We start from the raw sequence: 14,955 nt of genomic DNA on the forward strand, positions 1-14,955 counted from the left end.
CTCCACTCGACTCACGCGTTGTACAGCGAGACCCACAGCAGCGCGCCGACGAGTACCGCCATCATCGGCCCGAGCAGTATCACGACCGCGATCACCTGACCAGTCGACACGCTGGGCGCGGCCAACATTCCTACGGGGACCGTCAGGAAGCAGCCGACCAGTCCGAGCGCGGCGACCGCGACGGTCCGGTCGGCGTCGGCCTGACTCGCGTCGAACGGCGGGAACCCGAACCGGTCGGGAAGTTCCCGAGCGTCGGCGACGGGACCGACCCGGCGGGTCGACTCGTCGGACCAGTCGGCCGCGAACGTGACCACGCTGGTCCCGAACAGCCGGCTCGTGATTCGACGTTCGACCGACGGGTCGCGGACGGCGTCGACGTCGCAGGCCCACTGTGGCTCGTCGAGCCACGTATCGTAGCAGACGAACGCGTCGCCCCGGCGCTGGTATTCGAGCGTCCCGTACCGCAGGTAGTGTGTCAGGAGGCTCGCGCCCGCGAGGACCCCGACCACCGCGACGCCGACCAACAGCGCCTCGACGCCGACGACCAGAACTGCCAGCGCGACCAGCAGGAGCGAGAACACGCCCAGTTGGCTCACGAACGTCAGCGCGACCGGCACCAACCCGCTGAACAGCACGGCCGCCGTGTCCGTCCCCAGTCGCTCGTCGGGGGGGTCGTCGGGCACGTCGACGGTCGGCGGTGGCTCGCCGGTCTCGACGTTGCCGAACAGTCGCTCGCCGAGACGGTGGGGCTCCCCGCCGAGGTGGTCGACCCAGAACCCGTAGCCGTCGGCGAGCGTCTTCACGACGACCACGATGAACAGCGACAGGGTACCAGCAGTCCGCGATTCGCCGAGCGAGGCCAGCAACGGCAGCAGACAGACCACCAGCAGGAACTGTCTGACGGGCGTCGCCGCGACCGCGCGCGCCGACACGTCGGCGTACTCGCCCCGCCCGACGTACTCGGTCCGGAACTCGGCGAGTCGCGTGGCCACCAGTCCGAGTCCCGACACCAGGACCGTCAGCGACACCGCGTCGGACAGCGCGGCCAGCGCGTCGGCCAGCACGAGCGCGCCGGGGACCGCCCAGGCGAACAGAAACGTGCCGGTCATGCCGAGCGTGAACGGCAGGTTTCGCGGGTAGACCGGCGGCAACCCGTCCAGCACCGCGACGCCGCCCCGCTTCTCCCGGAGTTGCGGGAACGGGAGGTCGGTCGCGCTCATGCGGACGCTGGGTAGCCGTTCGGCGAACAGCATCTTCAGCGACGCGATGGCGGCCGTCACGACGCCCTCGATGCCGTAGAGGACTAAAAGCGCCGAGAGGTTCCACTCCCAGACCGCCACGCCGACCAGCGGGAGGGCGTTCCCGGCGACGAGCAGTCCGGCCCGGCCGCCGTGACCGACGAGGACGTTCGCGCGACCCATCGTCTCGGAGGTGAGAAGTGGCGGACTTAGCTGTGGCGGAGTCCCTGACGACCCTGTGACCCCGACGTGATGGCTGCGACCGTCGTTTCATCCGTCCAGTAGTGTTCAGATTAGCGCCACCGGCCACGAGTTGCGCTCGGCGAACGAATCCACGTCCTTGGTGGACTGAAAGGGCGAGGCGCGCTCGCGTTCGCGTGGTCGTCTCAGCGACCGCTCTCCGTCGCAACCACGTCCGTCGGAGGTGTCGCTGAGCGACCGCGAGCGCGCCGAGGGCTTTCGAGGAATTGGTTGCGGTCACAGCCGCTTATTTGAACAGTCCTATCCGTCTCAGAAGAACGCTTTTGACGGTGGTACGTACGTGTACGTGCATGGGCACGAAGACTATCTCGCTCGCCGATGACGCCTACGAGCGCCTCAAAGCCGAGAAGAAGGAGGACGAGAGCTTCAGTGACGTCGTTCGACGGATAACGGACGGTGCCGAACTCGGCGACTTCTACGGCGTCCTGAGCGAGGAGACGGCGGAGGAACTCGAAGACGCCGTCGCGGAGCGTCGGTCCGAGCGAATCGACGGCCTCGACGTCGTCTCCTATTAGCCTCTGCCCCTTCCAGTAGCTTTTCGCCCGCTCGGCTCGACGCTCCAGCATGGACATCGCACCGTTCGGACTCGAACGCTGGTTCGCCGAGTACGAACACGAGGCCGACATCATGCTGGCCGAGAGCGGCATCCGGAGCCTCGACGCCGACCGATTCGACCTCGACCCCGGCAAGTTGGGCTACGTCATCCCGACCAACGGCGACCCCGAGTTCCGCGCGGAGGTCGGCGACCGCTACGACCGGTCGGCCGACGAGGTACTGTTCACCTGCGGGACCCAGGAGGCCAACTTCCTCGCGTTCCTCGCGTTGCTCGGCGGGAACGCGGGTCGAGACGGCGAGGGTGACCACGCGGTCGTCGTCACCCCCACGTATCAGGCGCTCCACGCGGTCCCCGAGGCCGTGGGCGACGTGACCCGGGTCGGACTCGAACCGCCGGAGTGGGAACTCGACGTGGAAGCCGTGTCGGACGCGATTCGGCCCGAAACCAGCGTCGTCGTCCTGAACAACCCGAACAACCCCACCGGGCGCTACCACCCCGAGGAGAAGGTGCGCGCGCTCTACGACCTCGCCGCCGACAACGACGCCTACCTGCTCTGTGACGAGGTGTACCGGCTGCTGGCCGACGAGCCGCTCGCGCCGGTCGCGAGCATGGGCGAGTACGGCGTGAGTACGACGAGCCTCACCAAGGCCTACGGCCTCGCCGGCCTGCGATTCGGCTGGCTCGCCGGCCCCGAGGCGGTGGTCGAGGCGGCGTGGCGCTGGAAGGACTACACCACCATCTCGCCGTCGCTGTTCGGCCAGCACGTCGCACGACAGGCGCTCGGCGACGCCGAAGACGGGATTCTGTCCGAGAACCGCGACCTCGCGGCGCGCAACCGCGAGCGCGTCCGGGCGTTCGTCGACGAGCGCGACCTGTCGTGGTACGACCCGGTCGGGGTCAACGGCTTCGTGTCGGTGCCCGACGGCTTCGCGGGCAGTCGGGAGTTCTGCCGGACGGTCGTCGAGGAAGAGAGCGTGGTACTCGCGCCCGGCGACCTGTTCGGCTACGACGACTACTTCCGCATCGGGTTCGGCCTGCCGACCGACGAACTGGAGGACGGGCTCGCGCGAGTCGGCGACTGCATCGAGCGCCACTCCCGGTAGCTGCCGACCGTCGGTCGTCCGACATCTTTCCCGAAACGAGATTAAACGGTCTTATAAAATGTCTAGGGGAATCTAAACCCGTCGTAAAAGGTGGTCGGCCGGCGATGAAACCGAGGGAAAGCCGAGCTGCCGGGGTGAAACACGCGAATTTTCGCTAACGCTCTGGCCCTTATATGGGGTCGGCGTTCGTGGGGTGGAGTAAGAACGATGTCGAACGCACCCTCCACCTTCGACGCGACGCACGCGACCGGAACGGCCGACGAGTCGACGACCGCCCTCCCGAGTCTCGCACGAGCGGCGGGCGAGGCCGCCCGCGAGCGGGTCCAGTTCACCGGCTTCTGGTCGGCGGTCCTGCTCCCGCTGGTCTACGTCCCGATGCTCGTCGGGGGCGCGGCGGCCAGCCGTCCGTCGGCGGTCGTCGCCCTGCTCGGGGCCCACGCGCTCGCGCTCGTCGCTGGGCACGGCTACCACGAGGAGTGACCCGCGTCGCCGGGCGAAAATGCATTCCAAACTGTTTATACTGCCCCATCCGCTATCCGGCCGTATGGCAAGAGAGCAGAAGGAAGTTCGGGACCTGCAGGAAGGAAACTACGTGATGATCGACGACGCCGCGTGCGAGATCAACTCCTACAGCACGGCCAAGCCGGGCAAGCACGGCAGCGCCAAGGCCCGAATCGAGGCCGAGGGCGTCTTCGACGGCAAGAAGCGAAGCCTCTCCCAGCCGGTCGACGCCAAGATATGGGTTCCCATCATCGAGCGCAAGCAGGGACAGGTCGTCGCCGTCGAGAGCGCCGACGTGGCCCAGGTCATGGACCTCGAGACCTACGAGACCATCACCATCAAGACGCCCGAGGGCGTCGACCTCTCGCCCGACGACGAGATAGAGTACCTCGAGATGGACGAGCAGCGCAAGATTCTCGGATAGATGTTCCCCGGTGCGTCCGCCGACCGCGAGGCGGCCGACTACGTGGTCGTGGGCGCGCCCCTCGACGTCTCCACGACGTTCCAGCCGGGCGCGCGGTTCGGCCCCGACCGAATCCGGCAGTTCGCCCGGTCGTACGACGACTACGACCCGCGCGCCGACCGGCACTTCTCGGACCTCTCCGTCCACGACCACGGCGACGTCCGCGCGTGGGACGACGCCGACGAGTACCTGGAGTACCTCGACGGCGTCCTGACCGACGTGCGGTGGGACGACGCCCTCCCGCTCGTGCTGGGGGGCGAGCACACCGTCACGCTGGCGGGCGTGCGAGCGACCGACCCGGACGTCTTCGTCTGTCTCGACGCTCACCTCGACCTCCGTGAGGCCTACGACGGCAACCCGCTGAGCCACGCCACGGTGACCCGCCACGCCCTCGACACGGCCGACGAGGCCGTGATTCTGGGCGCTCGAACGGGCAGCGAGCCCGAGTACGAGCGCGCCGCCGAGTCGGACGTGACCGTCGTCGCGCCCGAGGCGGTGCCCGACTGGACGCCCGCGTTCGACGCCGACGAGTCGGTCTATCTGAGCGTCGACGTCGACGCGGCCGACCCCGGATTCGCGCCCGGCACGGGCACGATGGAGCCGTTCGGCCTCCGTCCCCGCGAGCTGCGCGACGCGGTCCGGGACGTGGCCGAATCCAGCGACGTGGTCGGGTTCGACGTGGTCGAGGTCAACGACCGCGACGACGGCCAGTCGGCGGCGCTGGCGGGCAAACTCCTCCGCGAGTTCGTCTTCTCGCACGCCGCCTCCGACGAGGCGTGAGCCGGGTCGACGAACCGCCGTTCGGACGAAGGCCGGGCCAGTTTCGGCGTCGGCAGTCCGACCAGCCGCCGGTTTCGACGGGCCGACCGTTAATGAGTCGACCGACTAACTGCCGCCCTCGGCCGACCGAACGGGCAGGCCGGGGTCGCGCCGACGGTTCGGGCCCCACCGCGTTGGGTGGGCGGTGCGACCGCGAGCAGCGAGTGTGACGTTGTCCGCGCGAGCCGACGCGCGCCGCTGGAACACGTCGAACTCCCGCGCGCCGAGCGACCCCGCGCCGTCACGAGGGCAGACGCGCCGTACCGGCTCGCACTCCGGACAGTTGGCAATCCTTAAGGCCGCGTCCGGGCTACTCGGCGACAGCATGAAAGTAGTCGTCTCCATCGGCGGGAGCGTCCTCGCGCCGGACCTCCGCTCCGAGCGCGTGCGCGCCCACGCCGACGTAATCGAGACCCTCGCCGCCGAGGGCTGCACCGTCGGAACCGTCGTCGGGGGCGGTGGCGTCGCACGGGAGTACATCGGCGCGGCCCGCGAGCTGGGAGCCAACGAGATCGAACTCGACGACATCGGCATCGACGTGACCCGGCTGAACGCCCGGCTACTCATCGCGGCGCTGTCCGAACAGGCCGCCCCGAGCCCGCCCGAGGACTACGAGTCCGCGGGAGCCGCGATGCACCGGGGCGACATCGCGGTGATGGGCGGGGTCACGCCCGGCCAGACCACCGACGCCGTCAGCGCCGCGCTCGCCGAGTACGTCAACGCCGACCTGCTCGTCTACGCCACCAGCGTCGACGGCGTCTACAGCGACGACCCCAACGAGACCGACGACGCCCGGAAGTACGACGAACTCGACGCGGGCGAACTCGTGGACGTCATCGCCGGCCTGGAGATGAACGCCGGGAGTTCGGCTCCGGTCGACCTGCTCGCGGCCAAACTCATCGAGCGGTCGGGCGTGCGCACCATCGTCCTTGACGGCACCGAACCCGAGCGCATCGCCGACGCGGTCCGGTACGGCGACCACGCCGGCACCGACATCGTCCCCGACGGCGCGGACGACCAGATGACCTACTGGGTCCGCGACGAGCAATGAGCGACGCGGACCCCGACCGGCCTGCGGCCCGCGAGACCCACGCCGACGACGACCCCTACGTCCTCCAGGGCTCTCAACCCCACCCGTTCTGGGCCGAGTCGGTCGCCGAGAAGATTCTGGAGCGCGACCCCGACGACCCGGTCGTCATCAAGGGCGGCATCTCGCCGTCGGGCGTCCCGCACCTGGGCAACATGAACGAAATCGTGCGGGGCTACTTCGTCGCGGAAGCCCTGCGCGACCGGGGCCGGACGGTCCGGCAGGTGTTCACCGCCGACGACCGCGACCCGCTCCGGGGGCTGCCCCGAAAGCTCGCGGACCTCGACGGGAACGTGGTCGACCTCGGCGACGTGAACGCCGGTGCCTTGGGCCGCAACCTCGGCAAACCCTACACCGCGATTCCGGACCCCTTCGGCTGCTGTGACTCGTACGGCGAACACTTCTCGACCCTCATCGAGCGCAGCGCCGAACTGCTCGGCGTCCCGGTCGAGACGGTGTCGAACACCGACCTCTACGAGTCGGGCGAGTTCGAGGCGGTGACCCACTACCTGCTCGAACACCGCGAGCGGGCCCGCGACGTCCTCGGCCACTATCAGGACAAGGTCGACGCCGAGTACGTTCCGTTCAACCCCATCTGCGGGGCGTGTGGCAAGATAACCGAGACCGTGACCGCAGTCGACCTCGGCGACAGCCCCGGGGAGACCACGGTCGAGTACCGCTGTACCGACATGGAGGCCGGCGACCAGACCATCGAGGGCTGTGGTCACGAGGGGACGGCCACCCTCCGGGAGGGAAAGCTCCCGTGGCGGTTCGAGTGGCCCGCCCAGTGGCAGGTGTTGGGCGTCGACCACGAGCCGTTCGGCAAGGACCACGCGGAGGGCTCGTGGCCCAGCGGCGCGGACGTCGCCCGGAACGTCCTCGACGTCGAACCGCCCTCCCCGATGGCCTACGAGTGGTTCACGCTCGACGGCGAACCGTTCTCCTCGTCGTCGGGTCACGTCGTCATGGTCCAGGACGTGCTGGAACTGCTCGAACCCGAGGTGGTCCGGTACTTCTTCACCAAGGACCCCGCCAAGGCGCGGGACTTCAGCGTCGAGAACCTCGAATTCCTCGTCGACGAGTTCGACGAGTTCGAGCGGGTCTACTACGGCGAGGCCGACGCCGACGACAAGCGGGCCGAAATCGCCGACGCGGCGTACCCGCCGGTCGTTCGGCCGACCGTTGCCGCCCGGTTCGACGAGGACGGCGCGCCCTCCGACCGACCGGACGCGGGGAGCGTTCCGGTCGCCGACCCCGAGCGCCGGGCGAGCGTCGACGCGGCGGTCGACGGGTCGTTTTGCGACCGGGTGCGTCTGCCGTACTCCTTCGCGGCGGTCCTCGGCATGACCGACGACCCCGACCTCCGCGAGGACATCGCTCGTCGGGAGGGCCACCTCGGCGACGACCCCGACTGGGCGGTCGCGTACGCGCTCGACCGCGTGGAACTGGCCCGCGAGTGGGCCCGCCGCACGGGCAACGCCTACGACTACGAACTCAAGCGGACCGAGATGCCCGCGGTCGACCTCGACGTCGAGGTCGAGGCGGCGCTCGACGAACTCGCCGACTTCGTGGCGACCCACGACGACCCCGACGAGATTCAGGGCGAGATATACGAGACCGCCAAGCGCCACGACGTCGACGTCGGCGAGTTCTTCGCGACCGGCTACCGGCTGTTCTTCGACGACGAGGAGGGGCCCAAGCTCGGGCCCTTCCTCGCCAACCTCGACGAGGAGTTCGTGCTGGCTCGGCTCCGCCGCGAGGAGTAAACGCTCCCTACTCCGAGTTCAGGGCCGGCATAACAAAGTGTCTCGCGGCCCTCCGTCGACGTGAGCGTCGGACGGCGGCTCTCGCCGACCGACCCACGGAGCGTTACTATGGCAATAATCGAACTCAATCTCGAGAAACCCGCGCTCAAGCGGGTCGAATCGGGCGAGAAACCGTCGCGAACGACGACCACGGAATCGACCTCGGGGAACCGAGACACCACCGAATCGAGCGAATCGACCGTGGACGTCGGAACTCCGGCCGCGGAATCGGGTCCGGCGTCGACGACGGGTCAGGAACCCGACCGGCAGTCCGACTCCGGGGGGAAGAGCCGCCTCCGGAAGTACGGCCGCCGGATGGCGATTCTGGGCGGTACGGCCGCGGGCGTGGCCGCCGCGCGAAAGCTCCGGCAGCGCCGAAAGGCCGGGTCCGACCAGCAGGACCTCGACGACGACTGGCAGACCGCCGACCCCACCTCGTCGTCGGAGTCGTCGAGTCGGTGAAGTCGGGCGACGCCGCCGGGGGCGTGGGCGTTCCCAAACGCCTTTGACCGCCGCGTCCTTTCTTTCACGCGATGAACACGCTCGCGTGGGTAGTCGCCGGCATCGCGCTCTACTGGTTCGGGATGCTCTACCTCGACTCGCAGGGCCTCCTCCCCGCCTCCGTCGGAACGCAGGGGCCGATTCTGACCGTCCACACTCAGCGGGGCAAGCAGTTCCTCGACTGGCTCGCCGGCCCCAAGCGCCTCTGGCGAGCGTGGGGGAACTTCGGACTCGGCGTGGCGCTGGTCGTGATGGCGGGCACGTTCGTCCTGCTGGTGGTCCAGGCGGTCGCCATCGTCCGGAACCCGCCGCCCGCCTCGCCCGCGACCCAGCCCCGGAACGTCCTCGTGATTCCCGGCGTCAACGATTTCCTCCCGCTGTCGGTCGCGCCCGAGATTCTGCTCGGACTGCTCGTGGGCCTCGTCGTCCACGAGGGCGGCCACGGGCTGCTGTGCCGGGTCGAGGACATCGAGATCGAGTCGATGGGTATCGCGGCGCTCGCGGTCCTGCCGGTCGGCGCGTTCGTCGAACCCGACGAGGAGAGCCGCGCGAACGCCGACCGGGGCAGCCAGAGCCGGATGTTCGCGGCCGGCGTCACCAACAACTTCGCGGTGACCGTGGTGGCGTTCGCCCTGCTGTTCGGCCCGGTCGTCGGCTCCATCGCGGTCGCGCCCGGTGCCGCCATCGGCGGGTCGTTCGACGGGTCGGCCGCCGCGCAGGCGGGCATCGGCGGGGGCGACCGCATCGTCGCGGTCGACGACGAGCGGATAGAGAGCAACGCCGACCTCGAGGCCACGCTCGCCCGCATCGACGACCGGACGGTGACGGTGACGCTGGCCGACGGCGAGGCGGTCGACCTCCAGCGGTCGCTGCTCGTCACCGCCGTCCATCCCGACTCGCCGTTCGCGTCGGCCGTCACCGTGAACGCCGACGACACCACGACCGTCGCGGCGGTCAACGACACCGAGGTCTACACCGAAGACGAGTTCCGGCAAGCGGTCGCCGGCTCGGAGGTCGCCACCCTGCGGACCGGGAGCGGCGACACCGTCACCGGCCCCGTCGGCGCGCTGGTGACCGTCCAGTCGGGCGGTGGTGGCGCGGCGGCCGGGCTGCCGGCGGACGAGACGGTCGTCGTCACGGCCATCGACGACCGGCGGGTCCCCAACACCTCGGCGCTGACCGCCGCGTTGGACCGATACGAACCGGGCGACACCGTCACCGTGGCGGCGTTCGTCGACGGCGAACGCGACGAGTACGGGGTCACGCTCGGCGAGGGCGACGACGGGTCGGCAGCGATCGGCGTGCTGGTGACCCAGGGGTACAGCGGCGTGGAGTTCAGCAGCGTCGGCGTGCAGTCGTACCCGGCGGCCGAGTTCCTCAGCGTGCTCGGGGGCAACCTCGGCGACTTCCTGTTCGCGAGCGGCGGGCCCGTCGTCTCGTTCCTCTCGGGGCTGTTCGGCGTTCTCATGCTCCCGTTCTCCAGCATCTCGCTGGGCACGACGTTCAACTTCGCCGGGTTCGTCGGGCTCAACGGCGGCTTCTACGCCGCGACTGGCGGCCCGCTCTCGTTCCTCGGCGAGTGGGGGCTGTTCGTGCTGGCGAACGCGCTGTTCTGGACCGGATGGATAAACCTCAACCTCGGGTTCTTCAACTGCATCCCGGCGTTCCCGCTCGACGGCGGCCACATCCTCCGGACGAGCACGGAGGCGGTCGTCTCGCGGCTCCCGACGAGTCAGAACCGCGAACTTGCCACGATGGTCACGACGACCGTCGGGCTGACGATGCTGGTCAGCCTGCTGTTGATGGTGTTCGGGCCCCAGCTGCTGTCGGGATAGCGGCGTCCCGCGATTCGAATCAGTCGCCGTCGTCCAGCCCCATCCGCTCGTGGAACTCCTCGGGCGTGTCCGGGACGCGCTCGAAGTCGCCGAAGTCGCGCTCGTGGTGGCGGGTCAACTGCTCGACGACCCACGCGCTGAACTCCTCGTCGAACCGCCACTCGTCGGCGCGGTCGTCGACCTCGAACCGGTCGTCGGTGGCGAACGCGACGAAGACGTGGTAGAACCCGAGGATGACGTCGGCGAAATCGCGGGCCTTGCCGCCGGTCTCCTCGCGCTTGCTTTCGAGTTCCTCGCGGCCCGCGTCGGTGAGTTCGAAGTACTTGCGGTCGGGTTCGTCCTCGCGGTCGATGCGCTCGGCCCAACCCTTCTCCTCGAACTTGTAGAGGATGGGGTACACCGACCCGTAGGAGGGCTCCCAGTGGCCGCCGCTGATGGACTTTATCTCCTTGAGAATCTCGTATCCGTACCGAGGCTTCTCGTCGAGTAGTTCCAGTACGAGATACGCGATGAGTCCTTTCGGCGGACCGCTTTTCCGCATTGGGAGGTGATTCCCGCCGAATTTTTGAAAGGCTTTCGGTCGGGGAAACGAGCGTCGCCGGTGCCGGGAGCGGCTGAAACGCAAAACCCTATTACCGCGCCGGACCCCAGTTCCGGACATGCCCCGACAACCCCCTGCGACCAACGAAGGCTGGTACGCGCTGCACGACTTCCGGACCGTCGACTGGGACGCGTGGCGGGCCGCCCCCGAGCGCGACCGCGAGGCCGCCATCGAGGAGGGCGTCGCCTTCCTGCGCGAGCACGTCGACGTGGTCGACGCCGACGAGGGGTCGTCGGCCGTCTTCTCGATGCTGGGCCACGAGGCCGACCTGCTCGTGGTCCACTTCCGGCCGACGATGGCCGACCTCGACACCGCCGAGCGCGCGTTCGAGGACACCGCCTTCGCCGAGTACACCGAGCGCTCGGACTCCTACGTCTCCGTGACCGAGGTCGGGGGCTACACCAACGAGGAGATGACCAACGACCCGGCCGACATCGAGGACACCGGCCTCGCCCGGTACGCCGAGAGCAAGCTCTACCCCGAGATTCCGGACGCGGAGTTCGTCTGCTTCTACCCGATGGACAAGCGCCGCGCGCCCGGCGAGAACTGGTACGACCTGCCCTTTGACGAGCGGGCCGAGATGATGGACACCCACGGCGAGATCGGCAAGACCTACGCCGGGCAGGTCACGCAGGTCATCACCGGCTCCATCGGGTTCGACGACTACGAGTGGGGCGTCGACCTGTTCGCCGAGGACGCGACCGACATCAAGGACCTGCTGTACGAGCTCCGGTTCGACGAGAGCAGTTCGAAGTACGCCGAGTTCGGCCCGTTCTACGTCGGCCGCCAGTTCCCGCCCGAGGACCTCCCGGCGTTCCTGGCGGGCGAGACGGTCCCCGCCGAGGGAAGCGCCGACGAGGGCTCGTCGGACCATCCCCACGGCGAGAGCCATCACGGTGAGAGCGAGAGCCACCACGGCGGCGAGGGTGGCGGTTCGCACCACGGCGAGTCCGAGAGCGACGACTCGGGGGCCATTCGGGGCGAACTCGAGGACCTCGACATCTACGCGGGCCAGCCCCACGGCGAGGACGTGTACGCGATGGTGCTGTACTCGGAGGCCGACCCCGACGAGCTGTTCGAGGAGGTCGACGGCCTCCGCGCGAACTTCGACCACTACGACACCCACGTCAAGACGGCCGTGTACGAAACCGACGACCGCGACCGCTCGGCGGTCGTGAGCATCTGGGACACCCAGAGCGCGGCCGACACCGCCGGCGGGTTCCTCGCGGACCTCCCCGGAATCGTCGGTCGGGCGGGAGAGGAGAGCGGCTTCGGCACGATGGGGATGTTCTACACCACCAAGCCCGACAAGCGCGAGGACTTCGTCGAGAAGTTCGAGACGGTCGGCGGCCTGCTCGCGGACATGGACGGCCACCTCGAGACCGACCTGCTGGCCAACCGCGAGGACGACAACGACATGTTCATCGCGAGCCAGTGGGAGTCCAAAGAGGACGCGATGGCGTTCTTCCGGAGCGACGCCTTCTCGGACACGGTCGACTGGGGCCGGGACGTGCTGGCCGACCGGCCGAGGCACGTCTTCCTGGCCTGAATCGGCGATTCCGGCCCGAGCGGGCGGCTCGCCCGTTTCGACCACCGGAACCACCCGCGAAAAGTACCGACCCGTAGCGCCGCAACCAAAACCCCCATCACGTCGGCACGAGAAGGTTCGGGTAAGTGAGTACGGACGACTCCATGACCAAACGACGCGTCTCCCTCCCGGACGAGATGGCGGACTCGCTCGAAGCGTTCCTCGCGGAGGTCGACGAGCGACTCTCGAACGCGGGCCCCGACGGCCCCGAGCGCACCTGCGAGGTGGTCGCGGACGTGCTGGTCGACCTCCACGGCGACCGCGAGGCCTACGAGCGCTGGCAGGACGGCGAGCGCGTCTCGCCGGCCGCGGAAGTCCGACTCCGGAGCTACGACCCCTGCAACGTCACGCTCGAAAGCGAGTACTACGCCGAGAAGGACGAGGAGCGGTTCCGGCGCTCGAAGCACCTCCAGTGGCTCTGGCGGCAGTTCGACGCCACGCCGATGGCCGACAACGTGGCGTTCGCGCTCCGATTCCGCCGGATGCTGGCCCACCATCTGTTCGCCGACTGCGGCGACGACTGCCGCTTTTTCAAGGGCATCACGTTCACCTACGGCCACAACATCTCGGTCGGGGACAACGTCGTGGTCCACGACGACGTGCATCTCGACGACCGGGGGAAGCTCACGGTCGGCGACCGGGTCTCGATCTCGGACTCGGCGCACGTCTACAGCCACGACCACGACGTGGTCGACCAGACCCACGTGACCGACTACCGCACCGTCCTCGAAGACGACGCCCGCATCACCTACGACGCGATGGTCCAGGCAGGCGTGCGGGTCGGCGAGAACGCCATCGTGGGCGCGAAGTCGGTGGTTCAGGACGACGTGCCGGCCCACCACGTCGCGGTCGGCCAACCGGCCAAGAGCGTCAAGGTAAAGCCCGGCTGGGAGGACGTGGCCGACCCGGTCGACGCCGACGTGGAAACGCCGAAAGAGGAGCGACGCATCGAGCGCGAGGTTCCGGACGACGCCGAGATATTCGACGAGTTCCAGCGCGACCTGGCTCCGCCGAGTGGGGAGTGAGACTGTGGGGCGGTTCGGTCGATAGCGTCTCGAACGGGATGGCGTCTATCGATATTCCGGGACGCGGATAGTTCGTCTTCGTCGTGAGATTATTGGTGGCGTCCCAGATTTCGTACTGCGGTCGGCGCGCGAGCAACGCGCGAGGGACGAGGACCGCACGGAGGAGCGTAGCGACGACTGAGGACCGCAGGAGGCTGGGGAGGCGTGAGGGTGCGGTTTCTCATCGGTCGAGGCAGAAGCTAGCTCGAATCCGACTCGAAACGTCGACGGACAGTCCCGTGAAGCTAGCTTCTGCTTGAGCCTATGAGAAACCGCCACAGCGCCGCGACCGCGACCGCGCCCGCCACCGCACCGCGACAGCGGGCCTCGTCCTCCCCAGCCGCCTCGCTTCGCTCGGCTCTCGGGCGATTTTGGCGCGAGATGAACTCGCGCCAGCGCGCGCCGGGATAGTCGGTGGCGGTTCGCGCCGGCGTCTCGCGATGACGAGTCGCGACGGGATGGTCGGTCGTCGTTCGTCGACAAGAATCACCGACGAGCCGACCGATTGCCACGTCCCCTCGCACACATAGCCGCATCCGTCACATTTGTATCGCCCACCCGCCACGCTCCGAGCGTGTCACTCCTGTCGGCGCTCGGGGACGCCATCCTGCCGGTGCTGTCGGTGGCCGCGGTGGGGTTCGCGCTGGGCAAGACCCGCGAGATAGACGTCCAGCCGCTCAGCACCGTCACCATCTACGTGCTGACGCCCGCGCTCATCGTCCACAGCATCGCCACCTCCGAGATGTCGGGCGGGCTGGCCGCGCGAATCGTCGGGGGCGTGCTGGCGTTCTCGGTCGTGATGATACTGCTCTCGGAGGTCGTCGGGCGACTGCTCGGCGAGTCCGAACCCGTGCTGGGCGCGCTCGTGCTCTCGTCGTCGTTCGCCAACGCGGGCAACTACGGCATCCCGCTGGCGGCGTTCGCGTTCGGGACGACCGGGCGCTCGACCGCCGTGATGTTCATCGCGGCCCAGTCGGTCGTGATGTACACCGTCGGCGTGTTCGTCGCCTCCCGGGGCACCGAGGCGTCGACGCTGGACGCGGTGACCGAGGTGTTCCGGCTCCCGCTGGTCTACGCCGTCATCGCGGCGTGGGCGGCCCGCTGGGTCGGCGTCGTCCCGGCGACCGACACCGCCGCGATGGAGACCCTCCAGCTGGTCGGCGACGCCTCGATTCCCGTGATGTTGCTGATGTTGGGCATCCAACTGGCCAACACCCGCCACGGCGCGACCCTCTCGCGGGTCGGCGTCGCGACCTCGCTCAAGCTGTTCGTCGCGCCGGCGGTCGGCGTCGCGATAGCCCTGCTGTTCGGAATCACCGCCGACTCGACCGTCGCCCGCGTGTTCGTGCTGGAGTGTGCGACCCCCGTGGCGGTCACGCCGCTGTTGCTCACCATCGAGTACGACGCCGGCGACGGCGAGGGACTGTCCGGGCCCGAGTACGTCAGCACCGCCATCTTCGTCAGCACGGTGGCCAGCGTGGTCACGCTGACCGGACTCATCGCGATTCTGGAGTCGGGCGCGGTGATTTAGCG

The 14,955-nt window shown here is 68.8% G+C and carries 14 protein-coding genes; 12 read left to right on the forward strand and 2 right to left on the reverse strand.

Features of this window, described 5'->3' with window-relative positions:
- Positions 1–11 precede the first annotated feature (11 nt).
- A complete protein-coding gene (locus EPL03_RS04725; protein WP_135828166.1) occupies positions 12–1,421 on the reverse strand; it encodes a DUF6498-containing protein in 1,410 nt (469 codons plus the stop codon).
- Between the two features lie 368 nt (positions 1,422–1,789).
- On the opposite strand from EPL03_RS04725, the gene EPL03_RS04730 reads away from it, so the two are divergent.
- The 9 genes from EPL03_RS04730 (at position 1,790) to EPL03_RS04770 (ending at position 10,169) form a co-directional block, all read left to right on the forward strand.
- Positions 1,790–2,014 (forward strand): antitoxin VapB family protein, encoded by a 225-nt coding sequence (locus tag EPL03_RS04730; protein ID WP_135828167.1) that lies wholly within the window; start codon positions 1,790–1,792, stop codon positions 2,012–2,014.
- Positions 2,015–2,063: 49 nt separating this feature from the next.
- Positions 2,064–3,158: an aminotransferase class I/II-fold pyridoxal phosphate-dependent enzyme gene (locus tag EPL03_RS04735; RefSeq protein ID WP_135828168.1), complete on the forward strand. Its 1,095-nt coding sequence runs from the start codon at positions 2,064–2,066 to the stop codon at positions 3,156–3,158.
- Positions 3,159–3,365: 207 nt separating this feature from the next.
- A complete protein-coding gene (locus EPL03_RS04740) occupies positions 3,366–3,638 on the forward strand; it encodes a hypothetical protein (RefSeq protein WP_135828169.1) in 273 nt (90 codons plus the stop codon).
- Between the two features lie 64 nt (positions 3,639–3,702).
- Positions 3,703–4,083, forward strand: coding sequence for a translation initiation factor IF-5A (locus EPL03_RS04745; protein WP_135828170.1), 381 nt, complete (start codon positions 3,703–3,705; stop codon positions 4,081–4,083).
- Complete coding sequence (gene speB, locus EPL03_RS04750; RefSeq protein WP_135828171.1) at positions 4,084–4,902, forward strand: agmatinase; 819 nt, start codon at positions 4,084–4,086, stop codon at positions 4,900–4,902.
- Positions 4,903–5,266: 364 nt separating this feature from the next.
- On the forward strand, positions 5,267–5,992 hold the full coding sequence (gene pyrH / locus EPL03_RS04755) for a UMP kinase (protein ID WP_135828172.1): 726 nt from the start codon (positions 5,267–5,269) through the stop codon (positions 5,990–5,992).
- Positions 5,989–7,794, forward strand: coding sequence for a lysine--tRNA ligase (lysS, locus tag EPL03_RS04760; RefSeq protein ID WP_135828173.1), 1,806 nt, complete (start codon positions 5,989–5,991; stop codon positions 7,792–7,794). Before pyrH ends, lysS begins: the two co-directional genes overlap by 4 nt.
- Positions 7,795–7,902: 108 nt before the next feature.
- Positions 7,903–8,295, forward strand: a complete 393-nt coding sequence (locus tag EPL03_RS04765; protein ID WP_135828174.1) for a hypothetical protein — start codon at positions 7,903–7,905, stop codon at positions 8,293–8,295.
- Positions 8,296–8,366: 71 nt separating this feature from the next.
- Positions 8,367–10,169 (forward strand): site-2 protease family protein, encoded by a 1,803-nt coding sequence (locus EPL03_RS04770; RefSeq protein WP_135828175.1) that lies wholly within the window; start codon positions 8,367–8,369, stop codon positions 10,167–10,169.
- Positions 10,170–10,188: 19 nt separating this feature from the next.
- On the opposite strand, the gene EPL03_RS04775 is transcribed toward EPL03_RS04770, so the two are convergent.
- The gene (locus tag EPL03_RS04775; protein WP_135828176.1) at positions 10,189–10,710 is read right to left on the reverse strand and encodes a PadR family transcriptional regulator; all 522 of its coding nucleotides are present in this window, start codon (positions 10,708–10,710) and stop codon (positions 10,189–10,191) included.
- A 118-nt stretch (positions 10,711–10,828) separates the two neighbouring features.
- On the opposite strand from EPL03_RS04775, the gene EPL03_RS04780 reads away from it, so the two are divergent.
- The 3 genes from EPL03_RS04780 (at position 10,829) to EPL03_RS04790 (ending at position 14,953) form a co-directional block, all read left to right on the forward strand.
- A complete protein-coding gene (locus EPL03_RS04780) occupies positions 10,829–12,319 on the forward strand; it encodes a heme-binding protein (RefSeq protein ID WP_135828177.1) in 1,491 nt (496 codons plus the stop codon).
- A gap of 143 nt (positions 12,320–12,462) precedes the next feature.
- On the forward strand, positions 12,463–13,383 hold the full coding sequence (locus EPL03_RS04785; protein WP_135828178.1) for an acyltransferase: 921 nt from the start codon (positions 12,463–12,465) through the stop codon (positions 13,381–13,383).
- A gap of 613 nt (positions 13,384–13,996) precedes the next feature.
- On the forward strand, positions 13,997–14,953 hold the full coding sequence (locus tag EPL03_RS04790; RefSeq protein WP_135828179.1) for an AEC family transporter: 957 nt from the start codon (positions 13,997–13,999) through the stop codon (positions 14,951–14,953).
- Positions 14,954–14,955: the final 2 nt, after the last annotated feature.

Origin of the sequence: Halorussus halobius, assembly GCF_004765805.1 — an archaeon.
Lineage (GTDB): Archaea > Halobacteriota > Halobacteria > Halobacteriales > Haladaptataceae > Halorussus > Halorussus halobius.